General features: G+C 35.3%; 20 protein-coding genes, 1 tRNA gene and 1 pseudogene. 12 read left to right on the top strand and 10 right to left on the bottom strand.

Going from position 1 to position 18,225, the window contains the following annotated elements; all coding sequences use genetic code 11:
• Positions 1-60: 60 nt before the first annotated feature.
• Positions 61-1,527, top strand: a complete 1,467-nt coding sequence (locus AB9L17_RS20430) for a DUF7309 domain-containing protein (RefSeq protein ID WP_375199703.1) — start codon at positions 61-63, stop codon at positions 1,525-1,527.
• 243 nt (positions 1,528-1,770) lie between these two features.
• On the opposite strand, the gene AB9L17_RS20425 is transcribed toward AB9L17_RS20430, so the two are convergent.
• Positions 1,771-2,139 (bottom strand): hypothetical protein, encoded by a 369-nt coding sequence (locus tag AB9L17_RS20425; RefSeq protein WP_375199702.1) that lies wholly within the window; start codon positions 2,137-2,139, stop codon positions 1,771-1,773.
• A gap of 1,186 nt (positions 2,140-3,325) precedes the next feature.
• Here AB9L17_RS20425 and AB9L17_RS20420 point away from each other — a divergent pair.
• Entirely contained in the window at positions 3,326-6,544 is a 3,219-nt protein-coding gene (locus AB9L17_RS20420) for a SpaA isopeptide-forming pilin-related protein (protein ID WP_375199701.1), read from the top strand.
• Positions 6,545-6,748: 204 nt separating this feature from the next.
• Here the strand turns inward: AB9L17_RS20420 and AB9L17_RS20415 are convergent, their stop codons facing one another.
• Positions 6,749-7,189, bottom strand: coding sequence for a cell wall hydrolase (locus tag AB9L17_RS20415; protein WP_175401760.1), 441 nt, complete (start codon positions 7,187-7,189; stop codon positions 6,749-6,751).
• 439 nt (positions 7,190-7,628) lie between these two features.
• Entirely contained in the window at positions 7,629-8,180 is a 552-nt protein-coding gene (locus AB9L17_RS20410) for an ECF transporter S component (protein WP_068985396.1), read from the bottom strand.
• 211 nt (positions 8,181-8,391) lie between these two features.
• On the opposite strand from AB9L17_RS20410, the gene AB9L17_RS20405 reads away from it, so the two are divergent.
• The 3 genes from AB9L17_RS20405 to AB9L17_RS20395 all read left to right on the top strand — a co-directional run bounded on the left by AB9L17_RS20405 (position 8,392) and on the right by AB9L17_RS20395 (position 10,136).
• Positions 8,392-9,240, top strand: coding sequence for a pyridoxamine kinase (locus tag AB9L17_RS20405; RefSeq protein ID WP_375200819.1), 849 nt, complete (start codon positions 8,392-8,394; stop codon positions 9,238-9,240).
• Positions 9,241-9,291: 51 nt separating this feature from the next.
• Entirely contained in the window at positions 9,292-9,585 is a 294-nt protein-coding gene (locus AB9L17_RS20400) for a hypothetical protein (RefSeq protein ID WP_375199700.1), read from the top strand.
• Between the two features lie 140 nt (positions 9,586-9,725).
• Positions 9,726-10,136, top strand: a complete 411-nt coding sequence (locus tag AB9L17_RS20395) for a UPF0158 family protein (protein WP_375199699.1) — start codon at positions 9,726-9,728, stop codon at positions 10,134-10,136.
• A gap of 109 nt (positions 10,137-10,245) precedes the next feature.
• Here AB9L17_RS20395 and AB9L17_RS20390 read toward each other — a convergent pair.
• Positions 10,246-10,805 (bottom strand): annotated as a pseudogene (locus AB9L17_RS20390) (DinB family protein).
• A gap of 385 nt (positions 10,806-11,190) precedes the next feature.
• On the opposite strand from AB9L17_RS20390, the gene AB9L17_RS20385 reads away from it, so the two are divergent.
• Both AB9L17_RS20385 and AB9L17_RS20380 read left to right on the top strand, forming a co-directional pair.
• The gene (locus AB9L17_RS20385) at positions 11,191-11,373 is read left to right on the top strand and encodes a hypothetical protein (protein WP_139114450.1); all 183 of its coding nucleotides are present in this window, start codon (positions 11,191-11,193) and stop codon (positions 11,371-11,373) included.
• A gap of 31 nt (positions 11,374-11,404) precedes the next feature.
• Complete coding sequence (locus AB9L17_RS20380) at positions 11,405-12,109, top strand: hypothetical protein (RefSeq protein ID WP_375199698.1); 705 nt, start codon at positions 11,405-11,407, stop codon at positions 12,107-12,109.
• A 510-nt stretch (positions 12,110-12,619) separates the two neighbouring features.
• On the opposite strand, the gene AB9L17_RS20375 is transcribed toward AB9L17_RS20380, so the two are convergent.
• The 6 genes from AB9L17_RS20375 to AB9L17_RS20350 form a co-directional block, all read right to left on the bottom strand.
• Positions 12,620-12,904, bottom strand: coding sequence for a hypothetical protein (locus AB9L17_RS20375; RefSeq protein WP_375199697.1), 285 nt, complete (start codon positions 12,902-12,904; stop codon positions 12,620-12,622).
• Positions 12,905-13,035: 131 nt separating this feature from the next.
• A complete protein-coding gene (locus tag AB9L17_RS20370) occupies positions 13,036-13,959 on the bottom strand; it encodes a S8 family peptidase (RefSeq protein WP_223556565.1) in 924 nt (307 codons plus the stop codon).
• Between the two features lie 175 nt (positions 13,960-14,134).
• On the bottom strand, positions 14,135-14,356 hold the full coding sequence (locus AB9L17_RS20365) for a hypothetical protein (protein WP_375199696.1): 222 nt from the start codon (positions 14,354-14,356) through the stop codon (positions 14,135-14,137).
• 153 nt (positions 14,357-14,509) lie between these two features.
• Positions 14,510-14,698, bottom strand: coding sequence for a hypothetical protein (locus AB9L17_RS20360; RefSeq protein ID WP_368637855.1), 189 nt, complete (start codon positions 14,696-14,698; stop codon positions 14,510-14,512).
• A gap of 5 nt (positions 14,699-14,703) precedes the next feature.
• Positions 14,704-14,877, bottom strand: coding sequence for a YvrJ family protein (locus AB9L17_RS20355; protein ID WP_083227054.1), 174 nt, complete (start codon positions 14,875-14,877; stop codon positions 14,704-14,706).
• Positions 14,878-14,918: 41 nt separating this feature from the next.
• Positions 14,919-14,989 (bottom strand) — tRNA-Cys (locus tag AB9L17_RS20350).
• Positions 14,990-15,123: 134 nt separating this feature from the next.
• On the opposite strand from AB9L17_RS20350, the gene AB9L17_RS20345 reads away from it, so the two are divergent.
• From AB9L17_RS20345 to AB9L17_RS20325, 5 genes are all read left to right on the top strand, one after another.
• On the top strand, positions 15,124-15,366 hold the full coding sequence (locus AB9L17_RS20345; protein ID WP_068985383.1) for a glutaredoxin family protein: 243 nt from the start codon (positions 15,124-15,126) through the stop codon (positions 15,364-15,366).
• A gap of 145 nt (positions 15,367-15,511) precedes the next feature.
• The gene (locus AB9L17_RS20340; protein WP_068985382.1) at positions 15,512-16,102 is read left to right on the top strand and encodes a sigma-70 family RNA polymerase sigma factor; all 591 of its coding nucleotides are present in this window, start codon (positions 15,512-15,514) and stop codon (positions 16,100-16,102) included.
• 5 nt (positions 16,103-16,107) lie between these two features.
• Positions 16,108-16,308: a hypothetical protein gene (locus AB9L17_RS20335; protein ID WP_068985381.1), complete on the top strand. Its 201-nt coding sequence runs from the start codon at positions 16,108-16,110 to the stop codon at positions 16,306-16,308.
• A 339-nt stretch (positions 16,309-16,647) separates the two neighbouring features.
• Positions 16,648-16,818: a hypothetical protein gene (locus tag AB9L17_RS20330; RefSeq protein WP_375199695.1), complete on the top strand. Its 171-nt coding sequence runs from the start codon at positions 16,648-16,650 to the stop codon at positions 16,816-16,818.
• Positions 16,819-17,183: 365 nt separating this feature from the next.
• Entirely contained in the window at positions 17,184-18,212 is a 1,029-nt protein-coding gene (locus tag AB9L17_RS20325) for an S-layer homology domain-containing protein (RefSeq protein ID WP_068985380.1), read from the top strand.
• The last annotated feature ends 13 nt before the right edge of the window (positions 18,213-18,225 follow it).

Below are 18,225 nucleotides of genomic sequence, written 5' to 3'. Positions count from 1 at the left end.
GTGAAGGTTATGCCGAACTCATCAGAATAGCTATAACAAGTAGAGGTAGGAGGTAAAACAATGATCCAGTTGCATATTGAAAGTAAGAAAAAACCGGAGATTTATCGAAAGTTATTGTTACCGAAGAACAGTAGTTTTTCCATGCTAGATGAAATGATATTACTAAGTTTTGATTTGGATGGTTCGGACTATTTTAATTTTGAAATGGTTAAAAAAGATGGACGAGTATCTAAAGAGAAGATTTGTTTTTTACCTAAAAATGATACGGATTTTGATACAGATGAAGAGTTGGTCGATGAATGGCTTCGAAAATCGGGTGATGAAGCCATTGCTCATGTAATTGATAATAGTGAATCATTTACGATTCGATTAGAGAGCAATGAGGAATTACCGATGAACACGGAAACGCCTATATGTATTGCGGGAGCAGGCAATATTCATACTGGCAAATTGGACAAGATTAATTTGGAGGAAATTAATGAACTGATACGGGAGGATGAAGAGGCAAATAGTTTACTAGAAAACCTGGAGCCAGATTATCTTACTTTATTAGAGCTTACTAATGACCTGAAAAAACAAAAGCCATGGCAATATTTAAGGGATGATGAAGTCGTTGTCATTCACTTTGCAGATATAGATTACAAAGTACTTGTTTCTGTTATGGGTGCTGGTGGTGAAGAGTTTGGATTAATGATTTTTGATATAGAAAATGGCTATGACAGCTTAGCGAAAATATTTTTTGAGAAAAATATATCGAGTGATTTTTCCTATAGTTTAAACGCTTTAACTGTGAATTTCGTTGATAGAGAAGAGTTAGATCCAGCAGATTATCTGCTAATTAAAGATTGTGGGCTGTCGTATAGAGGGAAGAAGAACTGGATTCAATTCCGTAGCTATCAAGAAGGAACGCATCCTGAAAGACCAAATTATCTAGAGGTAGAGTTATTAATTGATGTTGTAAGTAGGATGATTAATATTACAGAAGCTAGGAAGGATGGCTGGGAATATCCACAGGTAGCTGCACATCAATATCCAACGTTTAAAGTACAAATGGATGGTGAGTTACAAGAAATCTATATTTTGCAGATAAATATACCGAAGCCAACGTATGAGTGCTACGAGGAAATTTCGATGTTTGAAAAAGCACAATATAAGAAAAAGCCTAAAAGTGCGTTACAATTAGAATATGATGTGTTTTACATGCCTTTTGGCGTAGAAACGGAACTGACGAACCGCACTGTTTATCCGATTGTTGGTATGCTTGTTGAACGAGGAAGCAATTTGGTTATCGGACACGAAATGTTCCCGATGCCTAAAACGCCACCAATCGCACAAAGTATTTTATGGGCATATTTACAAAGCTTAGAGGTAAGACCAAGTAAAATATTTGTCTCTAAAGAGGTAAAACCGATGCTTCAACCATTAGCAAAAATTGTCGGGGTGGAGCTTGTAGAAAGTGAACTTCCTGGTATTCGAGAAGTGAGAGAATTTATGAAAGCCATGCCAATGGGTTTAATTGAAGAATAGTGAAGTAGTGAATATCCAATCACACAAAATCCCACGGAAAGGTTGAAGACTTTTCCGTGGAATTTTCTTTTTTTGGGTGAAAAAAATATTTCGTAACTTACTTTAACCATGGTTTTAAATTAAAAAATGCTTTTCATCACTTCAAGTAGTAACCGCTGAAATACGTAGTACAAGTATTTCAGAGGCTAACCTTCAAAAAAGTCAGCCACTTTTACAATTTATTTCTAAAAAAGAGGTTGTTGCTCAATCACTACGGTTTAGGTTTACTACTTGCGTAGCAATATAAAATTTACCCTCTCGTTTATACACTACAGATTTTGGAAACTCATCTCCATTTTCTCTTTCATATATAGGAGTACCCTCATTTAAAGAATTAGACTCAAAATTAGTATTCGGAACTTGATTTCTATCTATTTTTTGCTTGATCTCCCCTAATTTCCTTACTACTTGGGATTTTTCAACTGGTTCCCAGGTTACGACATAGACTGTATCTTGAATTTTCAGCATCTCCACAAGATTGTTTTTGCTCTCGTCAAACTTATAAGCAGTTATAAGTAAGGCAATTATTAGTATCGTTATACTAATAATCCGAAATGTTTTTTTGTTTTTCATACAGCATACTACTCTCTATTTATTTCTACTCTTAACATACGTACTTGATGCATTGCTTATATATTTTGTCGTGGAACCAGTGTATATTCCTGCTCCATTCTATTTCTCCACATTGTATTTAGTCACACCTACATTTCCATAAACACCCGGTCTTGTCCGTTTTTGGATCAGCTTTAATAGTTTGCCCATTAGATCCTGCTTTCGTAACAGAAATAGGTCCATATCCAACACGTGCACTACATGACATAGGATCTTTGCTAAAGAAATAATACGAGATATTGTATTGGTATTCGCTCCAACCTGGATGCTAAACGATAAAGTCATTAGAAATTTCTCTTTTTTATCTACAAGGAGATAAATCTTAATCGAAAACACAAATGAAAAACTTTCTCTTCTTTACTTTCCCCGGGATATTATAAGCATATCAGTAGCTAAAAATATTACAAAATCAATTTTTGTTATAAATTAAACAAAAGTTGAGAAAAATCAGAAAAAAGACTATTAGGATGGACTTCGTAGAAAGTAAATTCCCTAGTATTCGTGAAGTGAGAGAATTTATGAAAGCCATGCCAATGGGTTTAATTGAAGAATAGTGAATAACGAGACCACGCATTTCTGTGACTTTAGCACAGTTAAATGTGTGGTTTTATATATGGACGTTTTTTTACATTTATTGTATCCCGCCATGCATGATAATTACTTATTGTGAATATCAATTCAACTAATATTTTCTCAATATAATATCATTTCCTATTTAAATAAAATGTTTTTGAAGCAAGAGTTGTTTAGTGGATTTTTATTATATTTATAATAAAAAATAATAAAAAAATACTCATCGTAAGTAAATTTTTACTGTTTTTTCTTTGCTTCTTAAAGATAAATAAAAAAAATGGAGAATTTTTTAAAATTTATGTAGACAAAAAGTCTGGAATCATTTAGTATTTGTTCAGCGACCTACTTTGTAATGATTATAAAGTGAGATTCATTATTTGAGGAGAGGTGAAAATAGGACCTATACATGCGATTTTGTCCTATGCTTTGAAGAATTTATTAGCAATGTATTCATTTATGACAAGAAGTGAATGGAAGGATAGAGGTACCAGCTTATTGTTGGTGACATTCTTCCGACATTAAGTTGTCAGCAAACACCAATAGGTATCTCTCAGGATTTAGAAAGGAGAAAAACATGAAAAAATTAAACATAGTAGCAATCTTATTGCTGATCGTCTTACAAACAGTACTATCACCAATCTCAGCGTTTGCGATTGAAGCGGATTCTAATATTGGAGCAACAGGAACAACTGAAACAAAAGAAGCACCAGCAGTAGAAGGAAACGGAGCGAATGCTATTGAAGGCGCTGGTGTAAGTGATGGGGCAATAGAAAAAGATAACAGCGTTGTTTCGCCTAAACAAGTAGAAAATCCAAGTGCCCCTATAGACAACTCAAGTACTCTAACAGAAAATCCAAGTGCTCCTATAGACAACTCAAGCACTCAAATAGACAGTCCAAGTGCTCCTATAGATAACTCAAGCACTCAAACAGACAACTCCAATGCTCCTACAGACAAGTCAAGTACTCTTGTAGAAGAATCTAAAACTGTCGTAGAAGATAGTAACGCAGTAAAACCCGAACAAACTCAAACAAATACACCTCCTGTAGAAAAAGCACGAGAACACAGCAATACAGGACTTCTTGATAGTGTGCAAATTACTAAAACAGATTTATTATATGGTGAACAAACAGGAGTATCTGTAACATTTAGTGAAAAGACTGGTCTGAAATTAAAATCAGGCGATACACTTACAATGACATTACCACCTGAATTAAGAGGTTTTAATAAGAATATTCCTCTAGATGATTACGGTTCATGTAATGTGACTAACGAACAAGTTGTATGTACGTTCAATAGTAAAGTAGATCAACGTGAAAATATAAAAGGTTACTTTAATTTCACTATAATGGCGACGAATGTACAATATGGAGTTACAAAAACGGTTAATACGAGCTTTGGAACAGATTTAAGTGCACAAGCTGTAACAGTTACTCACCCAACTAGTGATGGTTCAAGAATCTTTTTCTATAAAGCAGGCGATATTATACCAGAAAATGCTGATGAAGTTCGGTGGTTTCTAGTCTTCAACGGTAAGAAGGAATCCCTTGAAAGTGATATCGTTTTACAAGATTCTTCAAAAGGCGGTCAACAAATACAGAAAGATAGTTTCTATATCAACACAAGTGGCCAACTAGGCAATCAGCGGTTGACACTAGAAGAGTTTGAAAGTAAAGGATATGGATCTGTAAGTTTTACGGATGATAATTCATTTAATGTAGTGATTTATAGTGAGTATGCAAGTTTTTCAGAGTTCACTGTAGGTTATGAAACAACTATTACAGCTGAAGGGTTAAATGAAGAATATTTTAAGAATGAATATGATTTGACTTACAAAGTTTCCAACCAAAAGGAAGTACATGAGAAAAATGTAGCTCAAGTAAAAAATATTTCAGCCAATGGTGGGGCTGTAGGGGATTTACCAGCTAAAGGTACATTAAGAATACTAAAACATATAGATGGCCATAAAGAACAAGTCATTCCAAATGTTCAATTTAAAGTTTTTTCATCAAATGGGCAACAAATTGGCGATCAGTATAAAACGGATGACAAAGGAATTGTAGAAGTACCAGACTTGAAGGCTGGTGACTACTATGTACAAGAAGTATCAGCTCCTGAATACGTAACATTTGATGCAAGTATGAAAATTCCATTTACAATGGAAACGGATGCTGCAAAAGGTATTGAATTACCAATTGCTAACAGTTTGAAAAAAACCTCGATTGAAGGAACGAAAACTTGGAGCAACGATCGTGAACAAGATCGCCCTTCCGAAATCAAAGTAGATTTACTCAAAGATGGACAGGTTATTGCTACAAAAACAGTAACAGCAGAAAATGGTTGGAAGTATAGCTTTGAAAACTTAGACCAATACACAGTAGACGGTAAAGAAATCAAATATGCTGTGAAAGAGCAACTGGTAGCGGGATATGAGTCAAAAGTTGAAGGTTATAATATTGTAAATACAAAAATCCCTAAAGGATCAATTGTTTTAACGAAAATAAATGCTGATACTAAAGATAAATTAGAGGGCGTTGAATTTACGTTAATTAACGATGAAGGCAAAGTTATTGCAGAAAAATTAGTAACTGATAAAGACGGTCAAATTAAAGTTAACAATCTACTTCCCGGCAAATATGCGTTTGTGGAAACAAAAGCGTTATATGGATATAAACCTTTACATGAAAAAATGGAATTTACAATTGAAAACGATCAAAAAGAAGATGTTCAAGTAACAGTAGAAAATTCCTATAACAAGACAACGGTAGTATTGACAAAGCATGCTAAAGATGAGCAAGGTCCAGTATTACCTGATGCAGAATTCAAACTCATTAATCAAGAGGGTAAAGAAGTAGTAATAAAATTAGTAACAGATAAGGACGGTCAAATTAAAGTAGATAATTTACTTCCGGGTAAATATGCGTTTGTGGAAACAAAAGCACCAAAAGGTTATCAGCTGGATGCAAAACCAATCGACTTTGAAGTTAGTTTGGTAGACAAAGAATCTGTTATTCAGTTAAAAGTAGTGAATCAAGCTGAACCAGCAAAGCCGACAACACCAGAAAAAACTGTGGAACCAAGTGAAAAGCCGACAACACCAGAAAAACCTGTGGAACCAAGTGAAAAGCCGACAACACCAGAAAAACCTGTGGAACCAAGTGAAAAGCCGACAACACCAGAAAAACCGGTGGGGCCAAGTGAAAAACCGACAACACCAGAAAAACCGGTGGGGCCAAGTGAAAAACCGACAACACCAGAAAAACCGGTGGGGCCAAGTGAAAAACCAACAACACCAGAAAAACCGGTGGGGCCAAATGAAAAACCAACAACACCAGAAAAACCGGTGGAGCCAAATGAAAAACCAACAACACCAGAAAAACCGATGGGGCCAAATGAAAAACCAACAACACCAGAAAAACCGATGGGGCCAAATGAAAAACCAACAACACCAGAAAAACCGGTGGAACCAAGTGAAGAACCAAAAGACCCGAAAAATGAGGGTAATGTGGTAGAGGAACCAAAGACTCAAGAGAAATCGGAAACATCGGTGGAACTTAGTGAAAAACCAAGTGACTCACAAAATGAGCGTAATGTAGTAGAAATGTCATCAAAGGAGCACGCTAACAACGTGGTTCAAAATCAAAAAGTTGACAAAAATGATCAAGATACGCCAAATCAAGCGAAACGCTTACCTCAAACAGGGGAAAGTAATACAACCCTATACCAAGTACTCGGTTTGATTTTAGTAGCGCTAGCATACTTGTTATTACGACGTAGTAGAAGAGAAATTTAAAATATAATCCCCCTGTTTTGAACGAACAGGGGGATTGTTATGTCTAAATAATTTTTAATGCTTTTTGAATTAAGAACGTTCAATGTAAATAAATACAAAAAATAAGTGTTAGCTTGGCAGAGTTACATCGAATAAATTTTGTTGGCTATAAGTACCTGCGACTAATAATATTGTATTCGCAGCACCAAAACGCATAATAGCTACCTAATCGATATAAACACCTTCACATGTATCAGGTGCTGGTTCATAGAAGCAATGATTTTTAAATTGACCAGTAAATGGTTGACCATACCATGTTGGAGGACATGGGGCATATGGGTTGAAGTACCAAAGTGCGAATTTTGCTGGATGTTGTCTCCAATAATCCAAATTCATTTTTGCTAATCTTTTTTCAGAAGATCTCGCCCTTTGGTAAAATAAATTCCCTTTTTGAACAGCTTCAAAAGAATAATTTCCTCCTTGTACCTGATAAATAACATCTTCTACTGTTCTTAAATCTTTAAAGTCTAAACAATTTGATACAAGACGATTCACAATGACATTTCCAACATATAACATTCCTTGATTTCCTTCACCTTCAGCTTCGGCTCTCATCATCCTTGCCATTAAGTCAACGTCTGCATCTCGATATTTTGCTCTTGGCATTTTTTTCACCTCCACCATATCGTATGTAAAAAAGCGTACATTATTGTCATTTGAAGTTTTAAATCTCCCCAAAACTAAAATTATTCAGTCGGACAAGGTGAGGATACGTATGATATTTGAGTAGATTCGAAGGTTTTTTCGATATCGAGAACAGTTTCATGTAAGTAATCGCTACATCCCTATGTCCAAAATTTTAGAAAATGATAAAAACACGCCATCTATGCTAATGGTAAAATAGCAAGATGGCGTGTTAATTTTGTAGTAATCAAGTATGCCTCGGCATAATTGCGTCCGGGATCGGCTTTGTGCTTAGGCCTGCGTGATGCAGGTCAGTTAGCCGTTATCGCATGGATGCGATGATTTTAGGCTAACATCCTTTATGAACTCTTTTCCGATTTCCGTGACATCCGCTGGAGGCTTTAATTTCTTTTGAAAGAAGTTAAAAATTCTTTTTGAAATAGGGTGTTTTTTTCAGCACGATACATACTGGAATTGCGATCAGTAAACCGACAACGTTTTGGATGACGTCTCCTGGGATTGATGCCATAGGGGCAATCCAGCTTTTGAACATAATGGCTTGCCCGATATAGTAGACCGCAATCATCACGGGCATTGAAACAACTGCTGCTAAAATGTTTAATCCAACGTTGTCGCCTTTATGACCTTTAGACCAAGCGATTTTCCCAACGATGGCACCTTGTAATGCACGGGAGATAATTGTAGTTGGCGCCCAAATTAACCAACCACCTGTAATATCGAATAAGCCCATCCCTATTGCCCCAGCAAGTGCCCCTTTTTTAGGACCAAATAAGATCGCTGAGATGAAAAGCATAGATGTCCCTAAGTGAATAAGTCCACCTTGCCCGAATGGTAGCTTAAGATTGATGAACGCTGTTGCGACAAAAACAAGTGCTGCTAAAATTGATGTGATTACTAAATCAAATGTTTTTGTGCGTGTTCTTGTATAGCTTTGCCCTTGTATATTTTGCATCTGTATCTTCCTCACTAAGATGAAATTTTTGATAATTTTAACTTTAACAAAGGACTGACTATGGTAAAAGTGTCAATTTGATAAAATTATTAAAGGTCAGATTATTTATTTATGATTGTTCATCTCTCGAATTTAAGTTGTGTGCATTTTCGCATCTTTCTAATTATGATACGATGAAGTGAGTACATACAGGATATAGGTGGAGAGTATGATGAAAAAAGTTGCTGTAATTCAAGATATGTCATCCTTTGGGAAGTGCTCGTTAACAGCTGCGATGCCTGTGCTGTCAGTGATGGGGGTTCAGGCTGTGCCATTGCCAACTGCAATTTTAACGGCGCAAACAGGGTATTCAAGCTTTTATTGTGAGGATTTAACGTCAAAAATGGATTACTTTGTGGATGAGTGGAGCAAGCTAGGTACTACCTTTGATGGTATTCATACAGGTTTTGTGACAGGAAAAGAGCAAATCGATAATATCTTTCGATTTTTAAGCGTGTTTCATTCGAGTAACACAACGCTGCTTGTCGATCCGGTGATGGGCGATTTGGGCGAAGTGTATAAAATGTTTACGGGCGAGTTGCTTGATCGTATGAAAGAGCTAGTGAAATGTGCTGACATTATTACGCCAAATATTACAGAGTGCTGTTTGCTTACAGGTTTGTCGTATGAGAAGCTACAGAGCTATCAAGAAGATTCAGATTATCTTCAGGCACTAGAAGAAGCGGGCCATCAGCTACAGCAGGCTACTGGGGCGAAAGTCATTATTACTGGATTGAATCCACCGCCAACAGATGCGAGCAAGCGTTATGTAGGCAATATGTATGTCGATGCAGATCGTTCATTTTCTAGCATCCGCGATTATAACGGTGAGAGCTATTCAGGCACAGGTGATTTGTTTGCATCAGTTATTATGGGTGGCATGATGCGCGGGCAGGATCTAGTTGAATCGATGAAGCTTGCGGAGGCGTTTTTAGCCGCTTCGATTGAAGCAACGTCGAAGGAGCAAATTCCGCGCGAGGCAGGCGTGAATTTTGAAAAGTTTTTACGAATGCTACTTTAGAAATCTCGGACTGCTTTGAAAAGGTAAAATCCTAAATAGGGGAGGTGTATAATGGATTCAATTAGATATTACGTAGTGCAAGTAGATGATCGTTATTACGAGGGGAAAATTGACTTTCTTACATTTACGGATGATGAAGAACAGGCCTTTGCGTTTAAGGATATTGAAACTGCAAACCAGTTGGCTAATGAGATCAATGGGATCGTCCTGACAAGAGAAGTCAGTTATATGGAGCTAGAAGATCTTTCAGCGCAATATCTGGTTGAGTACGAAGCATTGCCAAAGGAAGAGCGTGACACGATAGAATCATTTTGTAGGGAGCTCAGTATAGGAATGTATGAATAAATGCCGAATCGAATCTATTCGGTTCTTTTTTATGCAGTTTACGACTGAACTTAAGATGGAAGCCCGTAGCCACCATTGATGGTTGCGGGCATTTTTTTGTAATATGAACATGTGAATTGTGCTTATATGAGGTGAGAAAATTGAAACTACTAGATGAACTTGCGGATGTATTTTTAAATGGAAATGATGAGGAAATGTCGTATGTATTAAACTGTCGAACGGGTGAAGTGCTTTTGGATGCGCCAGAAGCTTTAACTGGCGAGCCCGCGATTGATTGGGATGATGAGGAATTGGCTGCGGATTTAGTGATGATTCCAAGCGTTTCATCGTCTGAAATGTATGATGTCATGATCAGCTTTGCTAAAAAGCAATCAGATTCGATTAAGATTCATTTAATCAACGTACTGAACGGAAATAAGCCTTTTCGATTTTTTAAGGAAAAAATTAATGAACTAGGCATCGAAAATCATTGGTACGAATTTGAACAGAATTATGCTAAGAGCAGAATGACGGAATGGCTAGAAGAGGTTACTACAATTGAAGATCATTAAGTAATAGACCTAGGCAGAAGAAAAAAATGCACTATAAAATGGTTAATTAAATAAGAAATGAAAATGACCACTCCATGACGGGTGGTCATTTGTTATGAAGGATTTTTTATTAACTAGACGCAATCAATCTATTATATTGCTCCGCCATAATCCTAAAATGATGTTTTTCGTGGATGGCAAGTAGCTGAATGGATTGAATAAGGTTAGGATAGTGGGCAAGTGGGTCGGGAAAGACGATATGCCCGGCTATATTCTCCTCAATATCTTTTACCAATTCTTTCATTGCGCTTGTTTCGGTTATTAGTAATTGCTCGATTTCGTCGCTGTTTAGCACAAAGCGTATCTTTTTAGGAGGCACTAATATTGCAGGAGCTCTCATGCCTCTTCCTTTTTTTTTTTAAATTCTTCGTAAACATCATGTATTTCAGTGGCGAAAGGCTTGTTTCTTCGTATTTTCGCGTAAGGGGTCAGTAGTAAGGAACATTTTGTTGCGGTTTTAAGCATTTTCAGGATCAAATAAAGATGATAAAAGTGTTCCCCGATTGACCATTTACCTTCCACTTCTCGATGCCATAGTTGGTCTTGCGGAAGTGATTGAATAGAGGGCAGATAATGAGCTCGCTGCTCCTGTAAAGTGTGAAAATGGGTTGCCATACTGTTCGATTTCATAGTATTGATTCTCCTTTATGCTGTTATGTCCATTTTAGGCAACTGTTTTATAAAAGTACATTAAACACGATTAGTCATTGTCGATCAAAATGAAAAGTTCAATCTTCATTACAAAACGATGGCTTTTTATTTGCAGTAAAATCAAGGGTTCAGAGTGATTTTTAATCAAACATTATTCAAAAGCTATAGTGGGTGACCTTGTCATAAACCTACCGTATGGACCTTCTACTCAAAACGATGAGGAGGTCTTTTTATGTCTTGGCGATATTCAATAATTTTTTTCTTAAAATTTTTCGATAAAAGTTTTATTTATTTCGATAGGGCTCTCTTTATATTACAGAGATACAAAAATGTATCTTACTTAGCCAGGAAAGGGGGGGATCACATGAGTGAGAAGGAAAAAAAATCGACAGAAGGAAACGACAAGGTAGTAGCTCAAAGTTTCTGTAGTCCTATTCGGAGTTGTTGCCTATACGAAGGTTGTTTAGGTACATTCGTTCCTCTAACAGGATCTACATGGATACTTGATCATTGCGGGTGTAAAGGCGGAGGCGGCGTTATTACTTAAACATCATTACATGAAAAGGAGTGGAATTAGCATGATAGTAAAAGTTCTAGCTAAAGTAGATTTAACAGGCAATGATTTGCAAATTAAACTAACCTCTTTATATCAACAAGAGAAATTCAAAAAAATAGTGAAAGAAATGCAAGAGAAGGAAATGTTTAGAGTAGAAGAATTAGAAGTGGAAAAAGCCTATACTTTTGAAGCGGCTGTAGGGCAAAAATCGAAAGGTCTAATTCAGTTTAATTCCACTATTATTAATCTGGTAAATAAGGATAAGACCGTTACAATCTTATTTAATGAATTGCCAATTCATCAGGATCATTACTTTGGCCAAGTTTTACAAAAAGGGGATTCTAATAATATCGTCACTTTTACATTTGAACAGGAAGAAGTGATTGAAAAGCAATATGAAACAAATCTTGTTCAATTTGAATTTGTTGAGGAAAATATTTCAATCGATAATGAAGTTAGTTTACTAGCATGGTGGACGTCTGATGGATGCTTACCAGGAGGGTATCAGCATTGTGGTGGTAACTGTGGTTATGGTTCAACTCATGGTGGAGGGAAACCAATTAATGCAACAGATACTTGCTGTGTGTCACATGACAGATGTTATGACGTCTTTGGATATGGAGATAATTGCTGCGATAAAGAGTTGGTTTCATGTGTTTCAGGTCATACTACTGTAGCCGCTGCAGGAATTCGCGCGTTCTTCGGACCACAAGCATTACTCTGTTAGTAGTAAGGAAAAAGCCTTTGAAGGAATAAACCCTTCAAAGGCTTTTCTAGACGTCTTTTTGTATAAAGTTACGTTCAATGTAAATATATAAATACAAGCATATAGAAACTATTAACATCCCTAAGCTTATGACAAATAAACCCATTCCACGCCAACTACCAATAATAAAAGATAGGAGAACAGTGATTCCCCAAAAAATAAGTGTGATCTGGGTAGCTTTTCTTTTATTTTTAACGACTAATATACTTATCACAAATACTACCACATTAGCAAAAAAACCTATCCCAATTGGAATTAGAATATCCATTTTCTTATCCCATCCCTTTCTTTGCTTCGTTTAAATAAGTTTTAGCGTAACTCTAAAAGTTTCAAAAATAAAAAGCTCTTCCTAATTATTATACAAAAATTGCAAAAAGAAAGTACAAATAAATAAGACGGACTAAAAATACTCCCATTAGATCAGCAGCTTTTTCATCTGTCTATCAAATGGGAGTATTTCAATTTTGACGATTAAGGTGAGCCCCAAGGAAATAGTGAATATAAAGAAATGATTAAAATAGCTACAGCAATGATGAAAGTGATGTAGGGACTGACGTTGCTTGCTTTATTTTTTATTAGCTTTACGCTCAGCACTATAATGACTAATGATAATGGGAATACTAGCCAAAAACCCAGATTACCTAGGAACTCAATTTGAATTGGTAATTGATCGTAAAAATAATTATAGGCGATACTGAGAATAAGTAAAAATGTCAGCGCGATATTGCTTGATGCGATTTTATTATTGCTCATCATAATTCCCTCCAATCTATAAATTTGCGATCCTTTTATTTATAGTATGCTAGGAAAAATAATGTGGTTATTATGGTTTTGATTACGTACATCATATGTTTTTACATATTTGGGGCAATGGGGGGGAGCATGGTTTATTTCAATTGAATAAAGCCATGACCAATATGATTGATCGAGAAGTTTTCCAGTGGAAGAACATGCGATAGTAAGTAATCATACACATACATAGGAATCAAACGTGATTCAGAACGATTGATTGTTTTTATAATAAGAGCAGCGGCACCAGCAACAAATGGCGCTGCCATAGATGTTCCAGTCAACTCTACATAATTACTGTTTAAATGTGTAGATAAAATATTTTCACCAGGCCCTACAAAATCTAAATTTACATTCGTATTAGAAAATTTCGAGGGTGTTTCTGCTTCAGATATGGAGCCGACTTGTATGACTTCTTTATAAAATCCAGGGTATGATATTTCGATAGTCTCGCTTTCTCCATCGCCTTCATTACCAGCAGCCGCTACTAATACGATTCCTTTTGAACGGGCATATTTTATGGCTTTATGCAATTCTTCATGTGGTTCAGGACTACCTAGCGACATATTCATGATGTTTACTTTTTCTCCATTAGGCCCAGTCCAATCAACGGCATACATAATGGCCTTAATCAAATTCTCAAAGCTACCTCTGCCCATATGGTTAATCACTTTTAATATAAGAACTTTACTTTTTGGCGCTACACCTGTGATGCCTCTACCGTTATCGACGGCTGCAATAATCCCAGACACATGTGTCCCATGACCGAGGTAGTCTTTATAAATGGAAGGGTTACCTTCATCATCATCTGTGAAATTATAGCCATCAATAATATTTTCCTTTAAACTCGGGTGGTCAATCTGAACGCCACTATCTAATACAGCAACAACAGATCCCAAACCCTGATCTGTTTCTTCCCACAATTCCCTTGCCCGAATCTTATCTAAGTTATCGGGAACTGCATTTAGAACTTTAAACAACTTAACAATTTTTACTGGTTTTAAAATGATTTCAGTGTTCATTATCTTCATCTCCTTTTACATAATAAAGTGAAGAAAGAACGATGATAATAAAGTGAAATTCGCAATTTAAAGAAAAAAATACCCCGAAAATGTTAGGAAAGGCCTAACATTTTCGGGGGAGTAAAGGATACGTATTGTCAGTTACAATATTCATTAACTCAATGGATTCATCTCTTTAATTTTTAGGACCTATTCGCCCACCTTTTATTAACCAACTCCAACATATCCCGAAAAACTTCACCTTTTTTTGTAATAAATAAGGAAGGCCAATAAATAACACATACAATAAAGCAAGAACCAACAATCCATTTAATATACTGTTCATCTGTGTAGCAATAAAAATACTAAAGATTATTATAAGAAGATATAGTATAGCTATTCTCTTGTAGGCTATCATAAAATTCCCCTCCTGTTCATACGATCATACATTAATTAGATGAAAGATGTAAGGAAATTGGTAATGGAATAATTCCATTAAAAATTAAAACCAACCAAATAACATTAGGTAGTCTATAACCTAAATTATTTGGTTGGTTTATTTGTAAAAAGATCATTTATCATTAGCATGAATCTGACAATATTCCTTCAATAATTTAGAAGAAATACTGGCATTTTTAATAAGGTTTATTAGTAAATCGCGTTCTTTTGGAGAAAGACTGTCATTCGTTAAACAACTTGAATAAAATGATTGAACTTCTCTTGCTTTACAGTAACAAGCCATTAATTTTTCAATTTCCATGTGGATTACCCTCCTTTTTTGTAATTAAGAGATTTTATAACTTCAGATAACTCCATGATGACAGCTTCTAATTTATCTATTTTCCTTTCAAAGCGAATGAACAGATAGACTGTTATGGCAATAGGGAATCCAAAATTTCCTATTAAGCTAATCCACATTGGAACATTTTCTGGTGTCATACTATAAATCACCCTCCCTCTTACTCCAAATTAATACTATAAGGTGATACTCGGATTCGAACCGAGGATCCAGGTTTTGCAGACCCATGCCTTACCGCTTGGCTATATCACCAAAATTGTAACTGTACTATGGAAAGTGAATCCTTCTTTCATAAAAACAACCTTCCAGTTAAAAAAAGTATTATTTTGTTATGGTTCCATATCTTATGTTTTAATCCTCTTTATAGAAAAAAGGAGGTCTCTAAGATGAAGTATGATTTAACGGTTTATTCAAGCGATGGATGTCAATATTGTGTCAGGTTAAAGGAATGGTTAGAAGCAAATAATATTACTTATATTAATAAGGACATTAATGAAGAACACGTATTACAGGAGTTTAAGCAATTTAATAGTAGCGCTATCCCATTTACTTTAGTAGTCGCTGATAATAAAGTGGAGGAAATTATAGGCTATCAGCCAGAGAAAATAAAAGCTATTTTAGATAGTTGAAGAAGTTGGATTAAATCACCTTTTTTGTATAAAAGGTGATTTTTTATTCTCTTTTTAAGAACATTTGTTCTTATTTTGGTTTATAATATAGATACTACATTCACTTTATATAGAAAGAAGGCGGATATATAGGAGGGATTATTAAATGGAGAAAGATAATCAAAAAGTAGAGGAATTCTTCTATAGGAATAATAAACAGGTAAACAATCCAATTATAAAAAGCTTTTTGTTGGATTCTGAAAATCTTTATTTGGTACAAAAAGCGATCTTATATCCAACTGATAGTAATAAAAAACTCGTGGATGAATCTTTTCAATCTCACTTTATAAATGTTAGGAAGATCAAATACGTCAGTAATTTAATTTATTTCTTCAGTTTAGATTTTGATAAAAAAAGGAGAAAGCTGCAAAAGCATACTTTATTAATATTAGATAAGGGCTTATCAGAAGAAGGTGGAACGACTGCAAAAGAGCAAATAGAAGATGCAAGCAATGAAAAGGAGCTTGAAAATATAGTTGGAGAAGGGTTATTAGACAATATTGAGGATGAACAGCTTTTAAAGTCCTTGCAAAAACTAACGGTTAAACAGCTACAAGTTTTAGAGATGATTTATGTAAAAGATCTTACTACAAAAGAAATAGCTCAAAAATTAAGAACAACACCACAGAATATATCCAATCTTCATCGCAAAGCTTTAAATAAGCTTAATCATACACTCAGAAAAAAGGAGGAATAATTTATATGGCAAATTTAGAAAATCAATTTAACGAAGAAACGCTTACAATTATAGAGAATTTCACACCTAAAATTAAACAATGTCTACACAGTACAGACTATCAAGAAAGGGAAGATTTAGAACAAGAAATCAAATTGAAAATTATAGAAAAGCTGGCGACAGTAAAGTTTCAGAATGCACCAAGTTTTTGGGATTTTTTCTTGTAATTCTTATAAAAAGAACGTCGAATTTATATACCTGACTTCAAGTAGGACGACAGAAAAAAGGGCAAGCTTCTACTTGCTCTTTTTGTGGATATGAACTACAGACGATTTTGACTGAACCAAAATTGAGGGTAAACATTACTAGCAAAATGGCTCATCACCAAAAGTTGTGGATGACATTTGTTAAAACATATACTATGTAAATAAGTTGATTGGAGTGGAGGCTGGGTGACTCCTTGGGGATCAGCGATAGAGGAACGAAGGCTAAGAGCATCACATCCTGTGATAACGCCTTCGTGACCTACATCGTGTAGGCCCGAGACCCTGGAGCGAGCAACGCGAGTGAAGCGGCTCATCGGACGCCCCCAGGAAGCTCTGCTCTGCGCGAAAGCGAAGCGTCAGCGGCAAAGCGCCCAGTCGGAACGGAAATCAACCACACGTTTTGGTGATGAACCAGCAAAATGTATTAAATGGAATAAAAATACCTTTAAACAAGTTAATGGAACTTTCTAATCACTTTCTAGTGATAGAACAATACTGTGTGATTAGATCTTTATGACTACTTTATACCTAGTGAAGCAAGAACGAATTTACTAATTTTTTTCTATAAATCCAAAATAGAAATGAACATATTTGAGATAGTATTTTTATTCAAAAGCAGAAAAAAACGTTAGAATTTGTTAGGTTTATTAAAAAAATTCCTTAATTCATTGTAGAAATTATGCAATATATTTTCTGGATTTACATAAATATTTAGTAATTTTTTATGTTGTGGAATATAGGACTTTTATATAATTTTGATAAATTTACATATTTTTATAGATTTACTAACAGTTGTTTTAGTACACTGAATCTATGAATTGAAAGGGGAAAGAAACATGAAGAAAACAATTATTGCTGGAGCACTTAGTATCGCATGTTTAACTGGAGGCTTTAGTATACAAGCTAATGCACAAGAAAATGTAGATGTTTCTAGCTTCATCCAACCAAAAAATGTAGTTGCAGCTACTAATCAAGTGCAATCAATGTCCTACCAAGATATTTACAAAACGTTTTTACTTTCTAAAGTACAATATGACGATAAAGAAATGATCTTAGTATGTACAAAGGATAGTATTACAGTAAAAATATCCTTACAAGGACTTATGAAATTCTCTGAAGTGAGTGCAGAGGAGCAAAAAGAGTTTAAAGAGCTTTTCGGTGACTTTATGCAAATGAAATTTACTCCATCTGGAAAGACATTCAAAGCTGAAATGTTTGCTGAAGGAAGATGGCAAACTTTAACTGATAAAGAATTGAATGATTTTGTAACATCTATTAGTGAAGATATTTCAGACTTAAAACCAGGCGGTTACTTCACTGATACTATTGGACATTGGGCTGAGAGCTATATCCAATTACTGTACCAAGCTGACATTATTAATGGAACAACGGCTACAACATTTAATCCAAATGGACAAGTAACACGCGGACAATTAGCTTCTATGATTTTCCGTGCTGGTGGATTAGATGTGAAAGAGGATTACGAAAGCCCTGCTTCATATAAGGATTTGGGAAAATACCCAGGTGCTAAAGAAGTAGCGATTTTAGAGGATTATGGCTTAATCGATATTTTTGATGGTGCTAATTTTGAGCCATACAAACCTGTAACACGTGAGGAAATGGCCTATGTAACAGCAAGCTTATTAGAGGCAATGGAATTTGATGTAGCTAAGGCTAGCAAAAATAACACATTTACAGACAAAAATCAAATGCGTAAAGAAACGGTAGAATCAATCGGTTTATTACAACAATTAGGTGTTATTGACGGATCAAGTGGTAAATTTAATCCAAAAGGTAATCTTACACGTGCACAATTCTCTAAAATTTTATCACTTACATTATTAGCAGCAGGTGAAGAAGAATAATACGATTCTTCTT

Source organism: Lysinibacillus sp. RS11, assembly GCF_042019215.1.
GTDB lineage: Bacteria > Bacillota > Bacilli > Bacillales_A > Planococcaceae > Lysinibacillus > Lysinibacillus xylanilyticus_A.
Note: the sequence above shows the minus strand (reverse complement) of the source record. Positions and strands in the feature narration are given on the sequence as shown.